Source organism: Streptomyces sp. NPDC102467 (genome assembly GCF_044765445.1).
Lineage (GTDB): Bacteria > Actinomycetota > Actinomycetes > Streptomycetales > Streptomycetaceae > Streptomyces.
Genome location: NZ_JBIWKA010000022.1, coordinates 1 through 19,564, shown reverse-complemented (window position 1 = coordinate 19,564; position 19,564 = coordinate 1). Strand labels below are relative to the sequence as shown.

Here is a 19,564-nt window from a genome sequence, read left to right as displayed (position 1 = left end):
CAGGGGTTCAGGGTCTGCGCCCGTCGCCGTCGGCCCGAGCATGAGGGTGAGGAGCGTAGGGCGGCAGCAGGGGCGTAGGGCAGCGACGCTTACGGGAACGAACAGCCGGAATAGCGATCCCCGCACCTGCCAGGACCCCGGCGACACCGACACCGGCCCAGAGCAGCACCTGCCCGGAGTCACGTGTCGATCCGTCGGCTGCCGCAGGACCACCGCTCTCGGTCTGCGGGGTAGCGGGTGAGGGAAAGTGGGTCACTTCGGCGACCGGATAGTCGCCCAACGGGTAAGTGTCCGCCGGACCGGGATTACCAGGGTTTTTCAACGCGATACGCGGGCGGACGGCACCATAGCCGATCCACTCGCTGCGCTCGACGCCGTTCGACGGCCCGCTGATGGTGTTCAGGACGACCTGAAGGACCTGGTCGTTGGTCCAGTCCTTGTGCTTCGCCCAGATCAAAGCGGCGCCGGCTGCTGCCAGAGCGGAGGCATCCTGCGTGCCATGCGTTTTGCAGAGTCCGCTCTTCCCCCCACAAGCGTGCACCATGTCCTTGCCCGGTGCCACGACGTCGACCTGATCGCCGTGGGCGGACTCACCGGTGACGTGCCCGTCCTTGTCCACGGCACCCACGCCTACAACGCCGGGGGTTGCCGCAGGGTAGGTCAGCTCGTTACCGAGGCTCCCGTCGTTGCCGACGGGTGCGAAGACCAGAGCTCCCTTTTTGAGGGCGTAGTCGACCGCGTCCGTGAGCTGGTCGGAGCCTTTGTAGGCCCACTGGTCGACGTCGATGACCTTGGCCCCATGATCGGCCGCGTACCGGATCCCCTTCGGGGCTACTTTGAGCATCTGGGCGTCGACATCGCCCTGCATGTTCGCCTTGCGCGGGTCCGGCAACCGAACCGGAAGGATCTTGGCTCCCGGAGCGAGGCCGAAAGCACCCTGTCCACCGCCGTACGCTCCGGTCGCCGCGATCAGCCCGGCAGCGCCCGTCCCACTGCCGTCGTAATCGCTGTGCTCGTCCCCGGATACACCGTCGGCCAGGTCCAAGCCGTCGAGGACACGTCCTCGCAGGTCAGGATTGGCAGCGGCGACTCCGGACCCGATGACAGCCACCGTGACGCCGATGCCTTTGGACGTGCGCCACATCTCCTCTGCCTTCATCGCTGTGAGATGCCATTGCTGATCACGAGTGGATGCCGCTTGCGCGGGCGTGTGAACGAAGCTCCACAGCATCACGCCGAGCACTGCCGCCACAGCCACCCTGCGCCCTCGGCCGTGCTCAGTCGCCATGGCGCGGCGGCTGATTCTGGTCATGCCTGGGCGGAGGGCCGTACGCCTGCGGTCCGGTGAACTGTTGCGGTGCGCTGTACGGCCGGCCGTACGGGCTCTGGCCATAGGGCGCATCCATGGGCGAGGGGGGCATGACCCGCCGTCGCTTGCGCACCACCGCGACAGCCACGCCTGCGGCGACGAGAACGGCGACACCCGCGCCGATGCCGATCCACAATCCTGTGTTGTCACTGTCCGGCTGCACCCCGTCGGCGCCCTTGTCCTCAGGCACCTGTGCGCCAGTCGCCTCCGAGGCATCGGACGACGGTGACCCGGCCCCCACCGGATAGTCCGGCAGTGGGTACTCGTTCGCCGGGCCCGGGTCGCCGGGGGACTTCAGTGCAACCCTGGGACGGACGATGCCGTACCCGATGGCGTCGTTGCGCTTGGCTCCGTCGGTCGGGGCACCGATCGTGTTGAGCATGACTCGCAGGACCTGGTTGTTGGTCCAGTTCGGGTGCTCGGACCAGATCAGGGCCGCGCTGGCCGAGGCGACCGCCGTGGCATCACTGGTCCCGTGACCGGTGCAGAGCCCCGTGCCACTGCTCTTGCTGCCGCAGGCGTGCACCATCTCATCGCCCGGAGCCGCGATGTCCACCTCGGGACCGGAAGTGGACTCGGCGGTCTTGCGCAGATCCTTGCCCACAGCGCCTACCCCGACTACACCCGGCGTGGCGGCGGGAAACTCGACAGGCTTCCCCTCCTTGCCGCTGTTACCGGTTGCGGCAAAAACCAGTGCGTCGTTCTTCAACGCATAGTCCACCGCTTCCGTCAGCCGAGTCGATCCCTCCAGGAGTCCCAGGGAAATATTGATGATCTTCGCTCCATGGTCCACCGCGTAACGGATCCCATCGGAGCCGGCCTTGCCGAACTGCGCGGAGGACTGGAACTGGTTATTCGCCTTCCCTCCGTCGGGAATGCGGATCGGGAGAATCCTGGCTCCCGGCGCCAGTCCGAAAGCTCCGCGGTCGGGACCGGCCGCGCCGGTCGCGGCGATCAGACCCGCCATGCTCGTGCCGTGTCCGTTGTAGTCGGTGTGCTCGTCCCCCGCTTCCTCGGGAGCGAGATCCAACCCGTCCAGCACTCGGCCCTGCAAGTCGGGGTTACCCGTCTCGACGCCGCTGTCCAGCACCGCGACAGTGACGCCCTGGCCCTTGCTGGTCCGCCACATGTTTTCCGCTTGCATGGCCGTGAGATACCACTGCGCATCGCGCGTCGATCCGGCCAGTGCGGGGGCGCTGCCCAGACCCACCAGCAGCAGGCCGAGAGCCGCTGAGGCCACTGCGGCACGGCCGTGTCGATTCCTGCTGGCGGGCATCCGACTACCTCTCGCTGTTTTTGGAAGCGTTGTCGACGTTCTCAGAAGCGTTGTCGACGACGGACGGTACATTGCGCCCGTCGTCCGGCTGCCAGGTCGCCTCGTCCTCGACGACGTAATCGGGACGTTCAGTGCCCGACTCGTCCCGCTCCTTACCAGGGCGGGAGCCGACCGGCGCACCACCGCCACGTCCGGCCTGGCCTGTGCCGTGCGAAGTCTCGGACGACGATCCGGCACCGCCCTGACCTCGCACCAGCCCCGAACCGCCAGGGCTGAACGATCGGGCGTTCGCACGGCCGCTCTGCGTGGATCGGCCGCCGACCACACCGCCCTTGCCGCTCGGCGCCCCAGTAGCCCGTCCGGTCGATGCCCCGCGCGCGCCCGTGCCAGACGGGTTTGATCCGCCGACGGTCGTCCCGCGTCCACCGGTCGCGCCTTCGCCACCCATGACAGTTCCGCGCGGAATGCCGGTAGCGGGCCTGCCCGAATTGGGCTGAGGACGCCCGCCTGCCACGCCTCCGCTGGTCGGCGCACGGCCGGAGGATCCACCCGTCACCGATCGTCCGGCTCCCCCACCGTTCGGCCCGCTCGTCATGGGTCCGCGCGCCCCTACGGGAGACGGGCGCCCGGTGGTACCCGCCGCAGACGGGCTGCCGGGCCGGGCCGTCCCCGTGGTGCCACCCGCGGGCGATGTCCCGCGCGCGACCGGCCCTGCCCCCGTGGCGCGGCCGGGCTGCGTCGTACCCGTCCGAGTGCCGAAGACCGGCGGAACCGTACCCACAGTGGAGGGAGGCGCGGTGCCTGTGCCCCCGCCCGTCGGCCCATTCTGCGTCTGGCCACCGGTCGGTGCTGGCGACTGCGTCGCTTCGGGGAGCGTTCCTACCGTGTCGATGCCCAAGTGGGTGGGTGCTTCGTCGACGGTCGGCCCCGGGCGGTTCGGATTGATCGTGTCGTGGCGCTGCACAGGCCCGTCCGCCGTGGCGTCTACGCCGGGTGCCCGCGGTGGCATCGCCTGTGGGCCCACCGAGTCAGGAGATGTCCGCGCTGTGGCTGACGGCCCCGATCCAGGGCTGCCGTCTCCATAGCTGCTGTCGCCACCGCGCTGGATGTCCTCGGGTACGAAAGGCGTGGGCGGCGGGAACTTCGGCTTGCTCTGCGCCAGTTGGTCCATCTGTCCCGAGGAGAGCGAGAAGGCCTGACCCAGCTTGTCCATGTGGCCGGCCGCTTCGAGACGCACCTTCTCCTTGTCGGCAGCTATCGCCGCGAGTTCACCCGACGACTTGGAGGCAACGGACCGTGCGTCCGGATCGTTGTGTGCCGACGTCGCCGCGTCCAGGTTGGCCTGAGCCGACTTCTTGTCTCTCGGAATGGACGCCTGGGCTGTGGAGATGGCGTTGGCGGCCTCGCCCATCCACTTGGCGGACCCTTCGCTGAAGTCGCCGAGACCGAGCGTCGCGTTGGCCAGCTTGCCCGCCCACTCCCGGAAGGAGTCTGCCCCCTCACCCTTCCAAGTGACCCATTGAGGACGGACTTTGAGCTCAGCCGCGATCTTATGGATCTCCTTGGCAGCCGCAGTGAGATTGTCGGCCGCGGCCTGAATTTCGCCACTGCTCGCCTGGTCGAGCCACTCCAGCATCTGCTCGTGGCTCATGCTCGTGAACTGCGTGCCCCCGCCGCTGCCGCCGTCGATCGGTGCTTCTGCCATTTAGATCGCTCCCCCCGAAGCCTCGTCCGAAGGCTGACTCGCCCCGCCACCATGGCCGTCAGCGCCACCGTCCTGCTTGGTCACCTTGCGGCTGTCCGGCACGTAAGGGCCGCCGTAGTGCTCGGTTGTCTCCGCACGGATCCGCTGCACCCGACGCTTGACGTCCTCGTCGAGATTCTCGTAACCCTGATGCGAGATCATGACCGCGATGCCCATGCCCTCGATGGAGTCGGACAGCAACTTGGACAGGTTCTCCAGGTCGGTGATGACCGTCTGGTACGACGTGTAGAGACCGGACGCCTCTTTGAACGCCCCCTCGCCGCCACCGAACTGCGCCCGGGCCAAGGGCTCGTTCCCCAGCTTCTTCGAATCCGCCGGTGACCCCTTGAGGTCCTTGACCAGCTGATCCACCCGCTGCTGGAACTTGGTGAAAGATTCCAGCTCCGTGACGATGTCCCCGGCCGCGTCCTTCGCGGCCTCGACCGCGTGGAACACCAAGCCTCCCAGGCCGCCGCCCTTGTCGTCCGCCATCGCGTACGTACCTCCCCGTTCCCCCGTGCTTCCCCGTGCCTCGCGCGCAGTCAACGTCGAGGCCAAAGTCTGGGATCAACTTTAGCCAGAGACACTGACAGTTCACAGGCGTCACGATGCAGAGGCAACGCACATCACGTCACAGAACGATACGACCGGTAACAGGAAGCGGTGGCAACCCCCGAGGGCGTCAGGCAGTTGACTCCACGCCGCTGCTGATGCCGGACGGCGACGCCTCCGTCACCACCGCCGCCTGCGGCCGGATCGGCAAGCGGTTTACCGGGCGGCCTGTTGCCGCACGGACCGCCGAGGCCACCGCCGCCGGGGACGCGACCACCGGGACCGCGCTGGCCGCCTTGGCTCCGAAGGGGGCTACTACGTCCCGCTCCTCGACCAGTTTCACGATGCGGATGTCCGGTGCGTCGAGCGCCGTGGGCAGGGCGTAGCCGGTGAGGTCCGGGCGGCGGACCACGCCCTTCGGGGTGCGGAGGTTCTCCGTGAGGGCCGCGCCGACGCCCTGGGTGACGCCTGCCTCGATGCGGGCCGCCAGTTGGCCGGGGTTGAGGATCCGGCCGACGTCCTGCGCCACCGCGAGTTCCACCACGCGGACCGAGCCGATTTCGATGTCGACGTCTACTACGGCGCGGATCGCGCAGAAGGCGAGGCCTACGAAGGCGTCGCCCTGGCCCGCGGCGTCGAGGGGCTCCGTGGGGTGCGGGCGGCATTGCGCCGTGGCCCACAACTCCTTGCCGTCCATGGCCTCTTCGACCGTCGTCGAGAGGACTCCGTCGTACGAGGTGATCTTGCCGTCGGCGATCTGGAGGAGCTCTGTGGACATGCCGAACTTGTGGGCCAGCGGCTGGAGCAGTTGCGTGCGGACCATCTTCGCCGCTCGTTCGACCGCACCGCCGGAGACCCATGTGTGGCGGCCTCGGCAACCCGGGCCAGCCGGTGGCTGGTCCGTGTCGACGGGGGCGACGTGGACCTCGTCGATACCCAGCGTCTCCTGGACGATCTGGCGGGCGAGGGTGGTGAAGCCCTGGCCGGTCTCCACCGCGGCGCAGATGACCGTGGCCACGCCGTTCTGGACCTTGACCGTGGCTGTCGAGACCTCGTCGGCGCCTTCCGCGCCCAGCATGTGCACCATGCCGATGCCGTAGCCGACGCCGCGGCGGACCGCCCCGGGCTCGCCAGCGCCCTCGGGGCCGCCGGGCAGCAGCCAGTCCTCCTCCGGGGTGTCCTTGGGGAGTGCGGGGAGGGGGAAGTCCCGTACCGCGTCCAGGAGTTCGGCCACCGGAGCGGGGCATGTCACCGTCTGGCCGGTGGGGAGTACGTCGCCGGTCGCGAGGACGTTGCGCATGCGCAGGTCCGCCGGGTCGACGCCCAACTTCTTTGCCAGCTTGTCCATTTGGGCTTCGTAGGCGGCGCAGACCTGCAGTGCGCCCTCGCCTCGTACGTGACCGGAGGGCGGGTTGTTCGTGCGCACCGCCCAGCCTTCGATCGAGGCGTGGGGGACGACGTAGGGGCCGCAGGCGAAGGCGACCGCTGCCGCGAGCGCGTCCGATGACGTGTCGGCGTAGGCGCCCGAGTCGAGGAGGATCTGGGCCTCCACCTTCACCAACTTGCCGTCCGCGTCCGCGTGGTGGCGGTAGCGCAGGAGGGTGGGATGGCGGTGCGGGTGGCCCAGGAAGGACTCCTCGCGGGTCGCCGTCAGCTTGACCGGGCAACCGGTGTGCAGCGCCAGCAGGCCGAGCGGGAGGTGGAAGCTCTGGTCCTCTCGGTCCGCCGTCGCGCCCGGGACTCCGGTGACCACGACCTTCACCCGGTCCGGGTCGAGGCCGTAACGGGCCGCAGCCGCGTCGCGGTCGCCGTGCGGGTCGGTCGACGCGATGTACAGCTCCACGCCGCCGTCGGGGCGGGGTACCGCCAGGCCCGCTTCGGCGCCGATGGGGGCCGGGTCCTGGCGGCCGATGCGGTAGAGGCCCTCGACCACGATGTCGCCGGTCGCCTCCGTGTCGCCGTGCCGGAGCGGGATGTGGCGGATCAGGTTGCCGTCGGGGTGCAGGGGTTCGGCCGCGAAGGCCTTCTCCGGGTCGGTGACCGGGTCGAGGATCTCGTACTCGACGATGATCGCCGCGGCCGCCATGCGGGCCGTGTCCGGGTGGTCGGCGGCGACCGCGGCGAGGGGCTCGCCGTGGTGGCGTACGACCTCGGAGGCGAACACCGGACGGTCGGCCGTGCGGTGGCCGGAGAGCGGGCCGCCGGGGACGTCCTCGTGCGTGACGACGGCGCGGACGCCCGGCATGTCGCGCGCGTGGGTGGTGTCGATGGAGACCACGCGTGCGTGCGCGTGCGGTGAGCGCAGGATCGCCGCCCAGAGGAGGCCTTCGGCCCACAGATCGGAGGCGTAGGGGAACGTGCCCTCCGCCTTGGCGCGTGCTTCCACCGCGGGCAGGGTCGTGCCGAGTCCGTGCGGGATCTCTTCCGCTTCGGGGGTCGCGGGAGCCTCCGTCGTCTCACTGCTCACGCCCGGCCTCCGTCCCGAGTGTCGCGAATATCGTGAATATCGTGAACGCCCTGAGCACCCTGGATGTCCTGGATGTCCTGGATGTCCTGAACATTCTGCGTGTGCTGCGTGTGCTGCGTGTTCTGGAAGTTCTGGATGTTCTGGATGGCTTCGTGGGTGGCCGGGCCTCCCTGGTGCGGGATGCGCGGCCTGTCCTCGGCGGTCGCGTCCGCCGTCTCCACCGATGTCTGCCGTTCGTCGGCGACCTGTCGTACCGCGTCGAGCACGCCGCGGTAGCCGGAGCAACGGCACAGGTTGCCGCACAGTGCCTGGCGGGCTTCGAGGTCGGTGGGGCTCGGGTTGCCTTCGAGGAGGTCGTGGACCGTCATCGCCATGCCGGGAACGCAGAAGCCGCACTGGACCGCGCCGCAGGCAGCCAGCGCGCGCTGCACATCGGAGGCCCCGCCCTCGTCGGCGAGGCCCTCCACCGTGCGGACCTCGCTGCCCGCCGTGGTCGCCGCGGGCACCAGGCAGGAGGCGACGAGACGGCCGTCCACCTGGACGTTGCACGCGCCGCACTCGCCCTGCGAGCAGCCGTCCTTGGCGCCGGCGAGGCCGAGGCGCTCGCGCAGCACGTAGAGAAGCGACTCGCCGATCCAGGCGTCGGTGACGGGGCGGTCGGTGCCGTTGACCCGGAGGACGTAGCTGGCCACCGGGTGGTCGTCGTGGAGGGGGGAGGTGGTCGGGGGGGCGGCTCCCTCGTCCGCCTCCTCCGGTTCCGGCGCCGACGCGCCATCCGGCGCCAGTGCCGCATCCGGTTCCGGTGCCGGTTCCACATCCGGTGCCGGTTCCGGTGCCGCGTCCGGCGCGAACTCCTGCTCCGGACCCGCCTCGGCTTCGGCCCCGGCTTCGGAGGCGGCTTCCGCCTCGGCCTCCGCGGCTCCAGCCACCGCTCCTGCTTCTACGTCGGCTTCCGGCTCCGGCGCGGGCTCGGGCTCGGGCTCGGGCTCGGGCTCGGGCTCGGGCTCAGGCGGAAGCGCAACAGGCTCCTCGGCCTCCTCCACCACGAACTCCGGCTCGGGCTCCGGCTCGGGCTCCACCACGGGCTCCGGCGCCTCGTCCGGCTGCGCCCACGGTTCCGACGCCCAGGGGGCCGCCGCACCGCCCGGCAGCGTCGCGGGAGGCATCCGGTCGCCCCACTGGGTGGCCAGCGAGGAAGTGGTGAACTCCCCTGATTCCTCCGGGAGTTCGCCGGTCGCGACCGGGATGGACCACTGTCCCGTATCGGCCTGCGCGAGGCCGTACGACTGTGGCTGCGAGTGGGGCTGTGAGTCGGGTTGCGAGTGGGGCTGCGACTGCGGCTCCGAGTGCGGCACATCCCGAAGGGGGTGCGGATACGGCTCAGAAGGATGCTGGTGCTGCGCCTCCGTGCCCGGCCCGGGATGCGCCGCGGGCCAGCTCACCTGATGGCCCGCGGGGCCGGAAGGCTGCTGCCCCCCGCCGTCACCCGCACCCGCACCCATCCCCGTCAGCTCGGGCGGCAGTACCCACACGCCGGTCGCGCCGGGGTCGGTCGCGGCGGCACCCGTGGCCGGGCTCACCGTTATCTGCGGCGGCACGTAGCCGTGGCCGGGCGCGGCGAGCGGTGCGGCGCCCGGGAAGCCGTCGGGGGGCAGTTGCACGAAGGCCGTGGCGTCGGAGTCGTACTCGTTCTGGGGCAGCGGCTGCCAGCCGTCCACGTCCGGTGCGGCGCCCGAATCGGGTCCGTTGTACTCGTTCGTCACGACAGCGCCCTCCCAAGTGCACGTCGGGCCAGCGCGGCGACGGTGCGCCGCAGATGCAGTACGGCGGCCGGCAGCGTCTCCTGCGTGCCGTCCGGAGCGGGGGCCGGGTCGGGGATGCAGGCCGCGGCGACGTACTCGCCGAACGCCTGCACGGCCTCGGGCACGAGCGCTCCGCGGTCGCCGTCCCAGTCGATGAGCGAGGCCACCCACTGCTCGGCCTCCAGCGGGCGCAGCGGCATCGGCGCGATGGCCCCGACGGCGCAGCGCACGGCGCGCCGGGCGGGTTCGAGGACCAGCGCGACGGACGCGGTGGCCCGGCCGGGTCCGGTGCGGCCCGTCGCCTTGAGGAAGACCTGCGGGGCGTGCAGCAGCGGTACGCGCACGAAGCCGATGAGTTCGCCCGGGCGCAGCATCTCCATGCCGGCCAGCAGGTGCGAGACGGGGACCTCGCGGCGCGCTCCCTGCGGCCCCGCGATGATCAACGTGGCTTCCAGGGCGGCCAGTACGGGCAGCGTGTCGTTGGTCGGGGCGGCCGACGCGATGTTGCCGCCGAGTGTGCCGGCGTTACGGATCTGGGGCGGGCCCGCGGCGCGCGCGGAGGCGGCCATGGCGGGCATGAGCGCGGCGAAGTCGGGGCGGCCCATGCGGGCGTGGGTGAGGCCGGCGCCGAGGAGGGCGTGGCCGTCCTGGTACTGCCAGCCGCGGATCTCGCTGATCCGGCCGAGGCCGACGAGGGCCGCGGGGCGGAGTTGACCCGCGTTGACCTGGGCCATGAGGTCGGTGCCGCCGGCCACGGGCACGGCGGCGGGCATGGCCGCGAGCGCCGCGACGGCCTCGTCCAGCGAACTCGGAAGTACCGCGGCCTGTGTCGCCTGCGGTGCGTGAGTGGTCAAACCGGCTGCCCCTTCCCGATGTCCGGCCGTGCGCCCGGCAGCTTCGGTGGTCCCCGCGTGGAGTGGTGCGTGACCGCCGTTCCCGCCGTTACGCCTGTTCCGCCGTACGGTACGTGCTGACAGGCCGGACGTGGCAACTCTGGCACATCTTCCCCGGCACCCGGAGAGGGGGTCCGGTAGGAGGCATTCGCCCCTTCCACCTGGGAGATGACCGATATGACAGCCGATCACCGGCAAGGGCGAATTGACACTCTTCGGTGACGTATGAGGCGGCCGAGGTGACCGGGGCCGCGGCGCGGCCGATCACGCGCGGCCCCGCCAGAAGGGGCGCGGCCGCGGACCGCGCCCCCTGAACACGCCGCCCGAGGGCGGGCCTCACACGTTCGGAGGTGTCCCTTCCTTCGGGCGTCCGAGCACACCGGGGCGACGCTGCCACGGCAACGGGCCGCCCGGCGGCCGGTAGTCGACACCCAGCGCGTCAAGGCGCAGGTAGTGGGCGGTCATTCGGCGCTCGAAGTCCGCGTAGTCGCGCTCGGCGGGGGCGGGCAGCTCGCTCCACGCCACTTCTGAGAACGCGGACAGGCGCGGGAACGCCTGGTAGTCGACGCGCCGTTGGTTCTCCATCACCTCGGTCCACAGGTTGGCCTGGGTGCCGAGCACGTGCCGCGCCTCGTCCTCGGTCAGCTGCGCCGGAACCGGTTCGAAGCGGTAGACGTCCTCCAGGGTGCGGACGAAGCCGATCGGGACCGGCTCGTCCTCACCGGGCGCCTGCCGGTGGTCCAGGTAGACCTGCTGCTCCGGGCACATGACGACGTCGTGGCCCGCCTTGGCGGCGGTGATGCCGCCGCCGTAGCCGCGCCAGGACGAGACCGCCGCGCCGGGCGCGAGACCGCCTTCGAGGATCTCGTCCCAGCCGATGAGACGCCGGCCGCGCTCGCTCAGCCAGGTGTCGAAGTGCCGGATGAACCAGGACTGCAGTTCGTCCTCGTCCTTGAGGCCCAGTTCCTTGATGCGGGCCTGCGCCGTCGGCGACTGCCTCCACTGGTCCTTGGGGCACTCGTCGCCGCCTACGTGGATGAACGTCGACGGGAAGAGGTCGAGCAGTTCCTCGAAGACGCCCTCGTAGAAGCGGACGGTGCTGTCAGTGGGGGCGAGTACGTTCGGATTGACGCCCCAGGTGTCCCAGACGGGGAGGGAGGACGTGTCGACGACATCGCTGTTGCCGAGTTCCGGATACGCGTGGATGGCGGCCTGCGAGTGGCCCGGCAGGTCGATCTCGGGGACGACCGCGATATGCCGTGCGTCGGCGTAGGCGACGATCTCGCGGATGTCGTCCTGGGTGTAGAAGCCGCCGTGCGGTGTGTCGTCCCAGAGTTCGGAGGCGCGGTGGCCCCATTTCGTCCGCTTGCGCCAGGAGCCGGCTTCCGTGAGTTTCGGATAGCGCTTGATCTCGACGCGCCAGCCCTGGTCGTCGCTGAGGTGGAAGTGGAAGACGTTGAGTTTGTGGGCGGCCAGCAGGTCGAGGTGGCGCAGTACGCCGTCCTTCGGCATGAAGTGCCGGGCGACGTCGAGCATGTTGCCGCGCCAGGCGAAGCGGGGGCTGTCCTCGACGCTGACGTGCGGCACGGTCCACTGCCGGTCGCGGGTGAGCGGGGCCCTGCGGAAGGCGTCGGGGCCGAGGAGTTGGCGCAGCGTCTGGGCGCCCCAGAAGACACCGGCCGCGGCGCCGCCCTCGATGGTGACGCCCGCGTCCGTGACGCGCAGCCGGTAGCTCTCCGGCTCCAGGGCCGCATCGAGCGACAGGCGTATGCCGTCACCCGCGTCCGTCGGGGGAAGCGCGAGCCCGGTGACGGCGCCGAGCGTGGCGCGCAGCCAGCGCGCGGTGTCCTCGGTCCCCTCCCCCGCCGCTATCCCCGTACCGCTGTCGAACACATAGGAGCCGTCGCCGTCCCGCGTCTGTCGGCGGGGCGCCGGAATGAGATCCAGGGGAACGTCAGACACTTCAGTCCTTAACCGCGCCGCCGAGCCCGGACACCAGGCGCCGCTGTACGAGTACGAAGAAAACCAGTACCGGAATGGTCATCACTGTCGAGGCTGCCATGATTCCGCCCCAGTCGTTCTCGTCGGGTTTGAAGAAGACGAGCAGGGCCATCGGCAGCGTCGACTGGGACGTGTCGCTGATGATGAACGACTTCGCGAACAGGAAGTCGTTCCAGGTGGAGATGAAGGAGAAGACGCTCGTCGCCACCAGGCCGGGGAAGACGAGCGGGAAAAGGATCTGCCACAGGAAGCGGGCGCGGCTCGCGCCGTCGAGGTAGGCCGCTTCCTCCAGTGCTTCCGGAACGGCTTTCACGAAGCCGCGCAGCATCCAGATCGCGAACGGCAGCGAGAAGGCGAGATGCGGCAGGATCAGCGAGCCGAGCGTGTTGAGCTGTCCGAAGTCGCGCATCAGGAAGAACAGCGGGATGGTGAGCGCCTCCACGGGCACCATCTGCGCGACGAGGAACATGATGAGCAGCGTCGTACGGAACCGGAAACGGAAGCGGGTCACGGCCGTCGCCGCGAGAAACGCGACCAGTGCCGAGACGATCACGACGGTGCCCGCCACGATGACGCTGTTGAGGAAGTACCGGCCGAATTCCTGTTGTTGGAACACGCGCCGGAAGGAGTCGAGCGACGGCGAAAGGGTCCATGGCCGTGGCTCGGTCGATTCGATCTCGCCCGCCGGTTTGAAGGCGCTGAGCACCATCCAATAGAGGGGAAAGGCGACCGCCAGGGCGATCAGCAGCGCGGACGCCTCGGCGGCGAGTCGCCAGGGCCGCCGGATACGCAGGGCACGCACCGCTCTTGTACTGGAAAAGCTCACAGCTCCCTCCCCTCTCTGCGCATCAGCCGCAGATAGACGAGCGTGACGGCGAGCAGGATGACGAGCATCACGACGCCGATCGCCGAGCCGAGGCTGTATTCGCTGCCTGCGAAAGCCTTTTGGTAGGCGTACACGTTCAGGACGAGGTTCTGTCCGGCGATGCCGCCGCCGTTCGTCATGACGTAGATCTGCGTGAAGACCTTGAAGTCCCAGATGATCGACTGGATGGTGACGACGACGAGGATCGGCCGCAGCATCGGCGCCATGACCGAGCGCCAGGTCCGCCACTGCGAGGCCCCGTCGAGGGAGGCCGCTTCGAGCACTTCGACCGGGATCGCGCGGATGCCCGCGTACACGGTGACCATCACGAACGGGAAGGAGCACCAGACCACTTCGAGCAGGACGAGCGCGAAGGCGCTGAACCTCCCGTACGTCCACGAGAAGTCGCCGAGTCCGAGCACCTTGTTCACCGGGCCGAAGTCCGGGTCGAAGAGGAACACCCAGACGGTGGACCCGGTGATCGCCGGGGTGGCCCAGGCGCCGAGCGCGGCGAGCATCAGCGCGAGGCGTGGCAGGGACCGTACGCGGGTGAGGAGCACGGCGAGCGCGCAGCCGAGGAGCAGGGTGCAGACGACGCAGGCCGCCGCGAACAGCACGGTGGAGAGCAGCACCTGCCAGAACTGGCTGTCGGCGAAGAGGTGTTGGTAGTTGCCGAAGCCTTCGAAGGTGGTCGGTTCGCCGCCGCTGACCTGGGCCTGGGTGTACTCCAGGAAGGAGATCAGGCCGAGTTGGTAGATCGGGTAGACGAGCAGGCCGCCGAGGAGGACGAGGGCGGGGGCGAGGTAGAGCCAGGGAGCCCATCCCCCGCCCCGCGCCCGCACGGAGCTCACCCGGCGGCCCCGAACGCGTCGTCCATCTTCTTCGCGGCGTCACCGGAGGCCGCTGCCACGTCCTTACGGCCGCTGACGACCTCCTGGAACATGGTCGGCAGGACGAGCGAGGCGTCGATCTTCGCCCAGGCGGGCGACGCGGGCACGAACTTGGCTCCGGCGCCGAGCGTCTTCACGAAGGGCGCGACGAACGGCTCCTGCTTGGCGACGTCCGCGCGGACGTCGGTGTAGGTCGGCAGGAAGCCCATCCCGGAGAAGAGGGCGCGCTGTGCGCTCTTGCCGGCGAGCTGTTCCATCAGGTCCACGGCCAGCGTGCGGTGCGCGGTGCTCTTGAGTACGCCGATGTTGTTGCCCCCGGCGAACGCGGGCGCGATCTCGCCGGCCTTGACGCCCGGCAGCGGTACGACGGCGTACTTCCCCTTCACCGCGCCGTCCTCCATGGCCTGGTGGCTGAAGTCGCCGCCGATCGCCATGGCGGCCTTGCCGGAGGCGAAGGCGGTGACGGTGTCGTTGCCGCCCATGCCGGCGCACTTGGCGGCGGGACAGTTGGTGTCGCCGAAGAGCGAGGTGTAGGCCTTGATGCCCTTGCGGGCGGCGGGGCTGTCGAGGGCGGAGACGTACGACTCGCCCTTCTTCTCGGCGAGTTCACCGCCGTTGGCCCAGATGAACGGCATGGCGCCGTAGGTGTACGCGCCGCCGACGGCGAGGCCGTACAGCTCGGGCCTGGCCTTGTGGATCTTTTTGGCGGTGGCGGCGAGTTCGGCCTGCGTCTTGGGTACGCCGACGCCCAACTCCTTGAACACATCGGTCCGGTAGTAGAGCGCGCGGACGCCGACGAAGTACGGGGCGCCGTAGATCTTCCCGTCGACCGTCACGGACTCCTTGGCGGTCGGGTCGGTGTCCTTGGCGTCGGCCCACGTGCCGAACTCCTGGGTCACGTCGGCGAGTCCACCGTCCTTGACGTATCCGGCGGTGTCGGTGTTGCCGTACTCGATGACGTCGGGCGCGCTCTTCGGGTCGTTGAACGCGGCCTTGATCTTCTCGGCGCGGGTCTCGACGGGGATGTACTCGACCTGGACCTTCGCGCCCTTGTGCGCTCTTTGGAAGGTGTCGACCGTGGCGTCGACGACCTTCTTCTTGGGCGTGTTGTTGACCTCCTGGAAGAGCCAGACGCGCAGCGTGCCGCTCTTCTCGTCCTTGGACGAGCCGCTGGTGTCGGAGGTGCCGGGGGCGCAGGCGGTGGCCGCGAGAACAAGTGCCGTGAGGGGAACGGCAGTTCGAACTGAGAGCTTCACAGGGAGCTTCATCGGAAACGCCTCCGGAGTGTCGTTGCAACATACGCAATGGGTGTTTCGCTGTGCACAACAGGATGGAGGCTAGAAGGACTGGACCAGTGAGCGCAATGGTTTACGTGAGACCAAAGACGCGGGCGCGCATCCGAAGACACCTGCCGACGCACAGAGGCCCCTGCTGTGCGTCACCGCACACCAGGGGCCTCGTGGAAGAGAAAGAGGGGCGCCTACTTGCCGCCCTTGCCGCCGTCCTTGCCCTTGTCGTTGTCGCCGCCCGCGCCCATGGACTCGTAGATCTCCTTGCACATGGGACACACGGGATACTTCTTCGGGTCACGGCCCGGCACCCACACCTTGCCGCAGAGCGCGACGACCGGAGTGCCGTCGAGCGCGCTCGCCATGATCTTGTCCTTCTGGACATAGTGGGCGAAGCGCTCGTGGTCGCCGTCGCCGTGCGACGTCTGCGGCGTCGGCTCTACGAGGGTCCCCGTACCTGTCCCGCGCTCGGGCTCAAGAGTGCTCATAAGGGCCAAGGGTACTGAAGCCCGCCCGCAGCGCGAAGGGCCACCGGCGCCGTCAGTTGAGCGAGGGATCGTCGGGGTACGTCGCCACCATCGCCAGCTCGCCGCGCTGACGGCGCAGCACCGCGCGCCACAGCCCCTCGGGCCGGGTCGCGGACACGTCCCCCGGCTCCGACTCGACGACGTACCAGGCGCCGTCGCTCAGCTCACCCTCCAGCTGACCCGGGCCCCAGCCGGAGTAGCCGGCGAAGATCCGCAGCGAGCCGAGCGCCGCCGCGAGCAGTTCCGGCGGCGCCTCCAGATCGACGAGCCCGATCGCGCCGTGCACCCGGCGCCAGCCGAGCGGGCCCTCCTCGCCGGGGATCACGGCGACGCCGAGCGCCGAGTCGAGCGAGACCGGGCCGCCCTGGAAGACGACACCCGGCTCACCGGCCAGGTCGCCCCAGCCCTCCAGGATGTCGCCGACGTCCACCGGGGTCGGCCGGTTGAGGACAACACCGAGCGAGCCCCCCTTGTCGTGGTCGAGGAGCAGGACGACCGCACGGTCGAAATTCGGGTCCGCGAGGGCGGGTGTGGCCACGAGCAGTCGCCCTGTGAGCGAGGACACCTCGGTCATGCCAGACATGATCCCGCACATTGCCCGCGCGCGGGGAGGCAAGCGCAAGACCCGCATGCGCGCAGCTCAGCGCGGATCGAAGCGCACGGGGCGCACGCGACACGCCCCGTCACCCCATGTGTCCGGTTCGCAACGGTTCGTGTTGTAGCGAAGTCATGACGGTTCCAGGCGTCCTTGGGCTTCCAAGCACACGGCTCCGCGCCCTTACCCTTATCCCTTGGCCCCCTGCCCACCTCATCGGAACGCGAGATTCATGACCGTCACCGACGATGTACTGCTTGTCCACGGCGGAACCCCGCTGGAGGGCGAGATCCGTGTCCGCGGCGCGAAGAACCTGGTGCCCAAGGCCATGGTCGCCGCGCTGCTCGGCAGTGCTCCGAGCCGACTGCGCAATGTCCCGGACATCCGCGACGTCCGGGTCGTACGCGGCCTGCTGCAGCTGCACGGCGTGACGGTCCGCCCCGGTGAGGAACCGGGCGAACTGGTGATGGATCCCTCGCACGTGGAGTCGGCGAACGTCGCCGACATCGACGCGCACGCGGGCTCCTCCCGGATCCCGATCCTGCTCTGCGGACCGCTCCTGCACCGCCTCGGCCACGCGTTCATTCCGGGGCTCGGCGGCTGCGACATCGGCGGCCGGCCGATCGACTTCCACTTCGAGGTGCTCCGGCAGTTCGGCGCGACGATCGAGAAGCGCGCGGACGGCCAGTACCTGGAGGCCCCGCAGCGCCTGCGCGGCACCAAGATCCAGCTGCCCTACCCCTCGGTCGGCGCCACCGAGCAGGTGCTGCTGACCGCGGTGCTCGCCGAGGGCGTCACGGAGCTCTCGAACGCGGCCGTGGAGCCGGAGATCGAGGACCTGATCTGCGTCCTGCAGAAAATGGGCGCGATCATCGCGATGGACACCGACCGCACCATCCGCATCACGGGTGTCGACACGCTCGGCGGGTACACCCACCGCGCGCTCTCCGACCGCCTGGAGGCGGCGTCCTGGGCGTCGGCGGCGCTCGCCACCGAGGGCAACATCTACGTGCGCGGCGCCCAGCAGCGTTCGATGATGACGTTCCTCAACACGTACCGGAAGGTCGGCGGCGCCTTCGAGATCGACGACGAGGGCATCCGCTTCTGGCACCCCGGTGGCCAGTTGAAGTCCATCGCGCTGGAGACGGACGTCCACCCGGGCTTCCAGACCGACTGGCAGCAGCCGCTGGTCGTGGCCCTGACGCAGGCCACGGGCCTGTCGATCGTGCACGAGACGGTGTACGAGTCGCGCCTCGGCTTCACGTCCGCGCTGAACCAGATGGGCGCGCACATCCAGCTCTACCGCGAGTGCCTGGGCAGTTCCGACTGCCGCTTCGGCCAGCGCAACTTCCTGCACTCCGCGGTCGTTTCGGGCCCGACCAAGCTGGAGGGCGCCGACCTGGTCATCCCCGACCTGCGCGGCGGCTTCTCGTACCTGATCGCGGCGCTCGCCGCGCAGGGCACGTCCCGGGTGCACGGCATCGACCTGATCAACCGCGGTTACGAGAACTTCATGGAGAAGCTCGTCGAGCTCGGCGCGAAGGTCGAGCTGCCGGGGAAGGCCCTGGGCTAGTCGTGCGCCAGCAGCCGTCCTGATCTTGTACGTCGATGGGGGCCGTCCGGATGTCCGGGCGGCCCCCATCGGCGTACCCGCAGCTGGGGGCAGGTCCGGCGGCCGCTCAGGCGCCCGGTACGGGCCGCGCGGCATGACCGCCGACCAAGTGAGCCCGGCAGGCGTCGCGGCCGCTCTCGCGGCGGGCTGACGCCTTCTCACAGCGCCTTCTCACGGCGCTTCCTCACCGGCTTTCGCCGACGGCCGCACGAGACACGCCGAAGGGCGGTCACCCGCACTCGGGTGACCGCCCTTCCGCTGCCAGAGCAGGGCTGAGAAGGCTGAGACCTACCAGCCCCTGCGACTTACTTGCCCTTGGCGGCTTCCTTGAGCTTGGAGCCCGCGGAGACCTTCACGCTGTAACCGGCCGGGATGTTGATCGGCTCGCCGGTCTGCGGGTTACGAGCGGTGCGAGCGGCACGGTGGGTGCGCTCGAAGGTCAGGAAGCCGGGGATCGTGACCTTCTCGTCGCCCTTGGCAACGATCTCGCCGACCGTCTCGGCGAACGCGGCCAGCACGGCGTCGGCGTCCTTGCGGGTCACCTCGGCGCGGTCGGCCAGGGCGGCCACCAGCTCACTGCGGTTCATTTTTGTACTCCCGTGTTCTTCTTGCCGTTGAGGCGTGCCATACGGACGAGCCGCATGTTGGGCAACAGCGAAGCCGATGCTGCCAGGGTCTCGGTCAGGCCCAGGACCCGGGTCCGTTGTCCGGACCCTCGCGCCCGAAGACGCATCCTGCCCCCACCAGCGGCGGTAAAGCCAATCCGGCACCCGTGGGGGGCACGCGGAAAGCCTCATCACCCTGGGACTGGGCGGGTCAGGGGGCCTGCTTCCCGGCCACCCTAGAGGGCCCGACCAGCCCCGCATTCCACGACGCGCCGGGCCTCAAACGGTCGTGGTACCCGTCACAACCACTCCGGCGGCCTTCGCGGCGGTGCGCACAGCGCCTGCGACGGCGCCCGCGACCTTGTCGTTGAAGACGCTCGGAATGATGTAGTTCGGGTTGAGTTCGTCCTCGGTGACCACGTCGGCCAGGGCCGTCGCGGCCGCCAGCATCATCTCCGTGTTGACCGTACGCGACTGGGCGTCGAGCAGGCCGCGGAAGACGCCGGGGAAGACCAGGACGTTGTTGATCTGGTTGGGGAAGTCGGAGCGGCCCGTGGCGACAACTGCCGCCGTCTCGCGGGCGATCGCCGGGTCGACCTCGGGGTCCGGGTTCGCGAGCGCGAACACGATGGCCCCTTCGGCCATGGCCGAGACGTCCGCGCCGTCCAGGACGTTCGGCGCGGAGACGCCGATGAAGACGTCGGCGCCGACGACCGCTTCCTTCAGCGTGCCGGTCAGGCCCTCGGGGTTGGTGTTGTCGGCGATCCAGCGCAGCGGCGAGTCACTCTTGGCGTCCTTCAGGTCCTCGCGGTCCGCGTGCACGACGCCGTGGATGTCGGCGACGACCGCGTTCTTGACGCCGGCCGCGAGGAGGAGCTTGAGGATGGCGGTGCCGGCCGCGCCCGCACCGGACATGACGACGCGGATGTCGCCGATCGCCTTGTTCGCCACGCGCAGCGCGTTGGTCAGGGCGGCGAGGACCACGATCGCGGTGCCGTGCTGGTCGTCGTGGAAGACGGGGATGTCCAGGGCCTCTCGCAGCCGGGCCTCGATCTCGAAGCAGCGGGGTGCGGAGAT

At 69.7% G+C, this 19,564-nt stretch carries 16 protein-coding genes; 1 reads left to right on the top strand and 15 read right to left on the bottom strand.

Features of this window, described 5'->3' with window-relative positions:
- Positions 1-7: 7 nt before the first annotated feature.
- From mycP (ACIREE_RS36280) to ACIREE_RS36220, 13 genes are all read right to left on the bottom strand, one after another.
- On the bottom strand, positions 8-1,252 hold the full coding sequence (gene mycP / locus ACIREE_RS36280; RefSeq protein ID WP_404162235.1) for a type VII secretion-associated serine protease mycosin: 1,245 nt from the start codon (positions 1,250-1,252) through the stop codon (positions 8-10).
- Positions 1,253-1,277: 25 nt separating this feature from the next.
- Complete coding sequence (mycP, locus tag ACIREE_RS36275) at positions 1,278-2,645, bottom strand: type VII secretion-associated serine protease mycosin (protein WP_404162233.1); 1,368 nt, start codon at positions 2,643-2,645, stop codon at positions 1,278-1,280.
- A 4-nt stretch (positions 2,646-2,649) separates the two neighbouring features.
- Positions 2,650-4,350: a translation initiation factor IF-2 gene (locus ACIREE_RS36270; protein ID WP_404162231.1), complete on the bottom strand. Its 1,701-nt coding sequence runs from the start codon at positions 4,348-4,350 to the stop codon at positions 2,650-2,652.
- Positions 4,351-4,881 carry a hypothetical protein gene (locus tag ACIREE_RS36265; protein ID WP_404162228.1) on the bottom strand — a complete coding sequence of 177 codons (531 nt, stop codon included), beginning with the start codon at positions 4,879-4,881 and terminating at the stop codon, positions 4,351-4,353.
- A 190-nt stretch (positions 4,882-5,071) separates the two neighbouring features.
- On the bottom strand, positions 5,072-7,408 hold the full coding sequence (locus tag ACIREE_RS36260; RefSeq protein WP_404162226.1) for a xanthine dehydrogenase family protein molybdopterin-binding subunit: 2,337 nt from the start codon (positions 7,406-7,408) through the stop codon (positions 5,072-5,074).
- On the bottom strand, positions 7,405-9,171 hold the full coding sequence (locus ACIREE_RS36255) for a 2Fe-2S iron-sulfur cluster-binding protein (protein ID WP_404162223.1): 1,767 nt from the start codon (positions 9,169-9,171) through the stop codon (positions 7,405-7,407). The genes ACIREE_RS36260 and ACIREE_RS36255 overlap by 4 nt, the downstream gene beginning before the upstream one ends.
- Positions 9,168-10,064 (bottom strand): FAD binding domain-containing protein, encoded by an 897-nt coding sequence (locus ACIREE_RS36250; RefSeq protein WP_404162220.1) that lies wholly within the window; start codon positions 10,062-10,064, stop codon positions 9,168-9,170. The genes ACIREE_RS36255 and ACIREE_RS36250 overlap by 4 nt, the downstream gene beginning before the upstream one ends.
- Before the next feature lie 375 nt (positions 10,065-10,439).
- Complete coding sequence (locus ACIREE_RS36245) at positions 10,440-12,065, bottom strand: beta-N-acetylhexosaminidase (RefSeq protein ID WP_404162218.1); 1,626 nt, start codon at positions 12,063-12,065, stop codon at positions 10,440-10,442.
- 1 nt (position 12,066) lies between these two features.
- The gene (locus ACIREE_RS36240) at positions 12,067-12,930 is read right to left on the bottom strand and encodes a carbohydrate ABC transporter permease (RefSeq protein ID WP_404162215.1); all 864 of its coding nucleotides are present in this window, start codon (positions 12,928-12,930) and stop codon (positions 12,067-12,069) included.
- Complete coding sequence (locus tag ACIREE_RS36235; protein ID WP_404162212.1) at positions 12,927-13,820, bottom strand: carbohydrate ABC transporter permease; 894 nt, start codon at positions 13,818-13,820, stop codon at positions 12,927-12,929. Before ACIREE_RS36235 ends, ACIREE_RS36240 begins: the two co-directional genes overlap by 4 nt.
- On the bottom strand, positions 13,817-15,115 hold the full coding sequence (locus tag ACIREE_RS36230) for an extracellular solute-binding protein (protein WP_404162209.1): 1,299 nt from the start codon (positions 15,113-15,115) through the stop codon (positions 13,817-13,819). The genes ACIREE_RS36235 and ACIREE_RS36230 overlap by 4 nt, the downstream gene beginning before the upstream one ends.
- A gap of 224 nt (positions 15,116-15,339) precedes the next feature.
- Entirely contained in the window at positions 15,340-15,636 is a 297-nt protein-coding gene (locus tag ACIREE_RS36225; RefSeq protein WP_363193321.1) for a DUF3039 domain-containing protein, read from the bottom strand.
- Between the two features lie 52 nt (positions 15,637-15,688).
- On the bottom strand, positions 15,689-16,249 hold the full coding sequence (locus ACIREE_RS36220) for a YqgE/AlgH family protein (protein WP_404162206.1): 561 nt from the start codon (positions 16,247-16,249) through the stop codon (positions 15,689-15,691).
- A gap of 253 nt (positions 16,250-16,502) precedes the next feature.
- Between ACIREE_RS36220 and murA the strand changes: the two genes are divergently transcribed.
- A complete protein-coding gene (gene murA, locus ACIREE_RS36215; RefSeq protein WP_404162204.1) occupies positions 16,503-17,843 on the top strand; it encodes a UDP-N-acetylglucosamine 1-carboxyvinyltransferase in 1,341 nt (446 codons plus the stop codon).
- Positions 17,844-18,187: 344 nt separating this feature from the next.
- On the opposite strand, the gene ACIREE_RS36210 is transcribed toward murA, so the two are convergent.
- Both ACIREE_RS36210 and ACIREE_RS36205 read right to left on the bottom strand, forming a co-directional pair.
- Entirely contained in the window at positions 18,188-18,469 is a 282-nt protein-coding gene (locus ACIREE_RS36210; RefSeq protein ID WP_016645140.1) for an HU family DNA-binding protein, read from the bottom strand.
- Between the two features lie 297 nt (positions 18,470-18,766).
- Positions 18,767-19,564 (bottom strand): NADP-dependent malic enzyme (locus ACIREE_RS36205; protein ID WP_404162202.1); only part of this gene is annotated, 798 nt, incomplete at its 5' end.

Excerpts from the sequence above, each read along its gene's own strand:
- ACIREE_RS36210 (WP_016645140.1), bottom strand. The coding sequence starts at position 18,469 with ATGAACCGCAGTGAGCTGGTGGCCGCCCTGGCCGACCGCGCCGAGGTG.
- murA (WP_404162204.1), top strand. The coding sequence starts at position 16,503 with ATGACCGTCACCGACGATGTACTGCTTGTCCACGGCGGAACCCCGCTG.
- ACIREE_RS36220 (WP_404162206.1), bottom strand. The coding sequence starts at position 16,249 with ATGACCGAGGTGTCCTCGCTCACAGGGCGACTGCTCGTGGCCACACCC.
- ACIREE_RS36225 (WP_363193321.1), bottom strand. The coding sequence starts at position 15,636 with ATGAGCACTCTTGAGCCCGAGCGCGGGACAGGTACGGGGACCCTCGTA.
- ACIREE_RS36265 (WP_404162228.1), bottom strand. The coding sequence starts at position 4,881 with ATGGCGGACGACAAGGGCGGCGGCCTGGGAGGCTTGGTGTTCCACGCG.
- mycP (WP_404162233.1), bottom strand. The coding sequence starts at position 2,645 with ATGCCCGCCAGCAGGAATCGACACGGCCGTGCCGCAGTGGCCTCAGCG.
- ACIREE_RS36270 (WP_404162231.1), bottom strand. The coding sequence starts at position 4,350 with ATGGCAGAAGCACCGATCGACGGCGGCAGCGGCGGGGGCACGCAGTTC.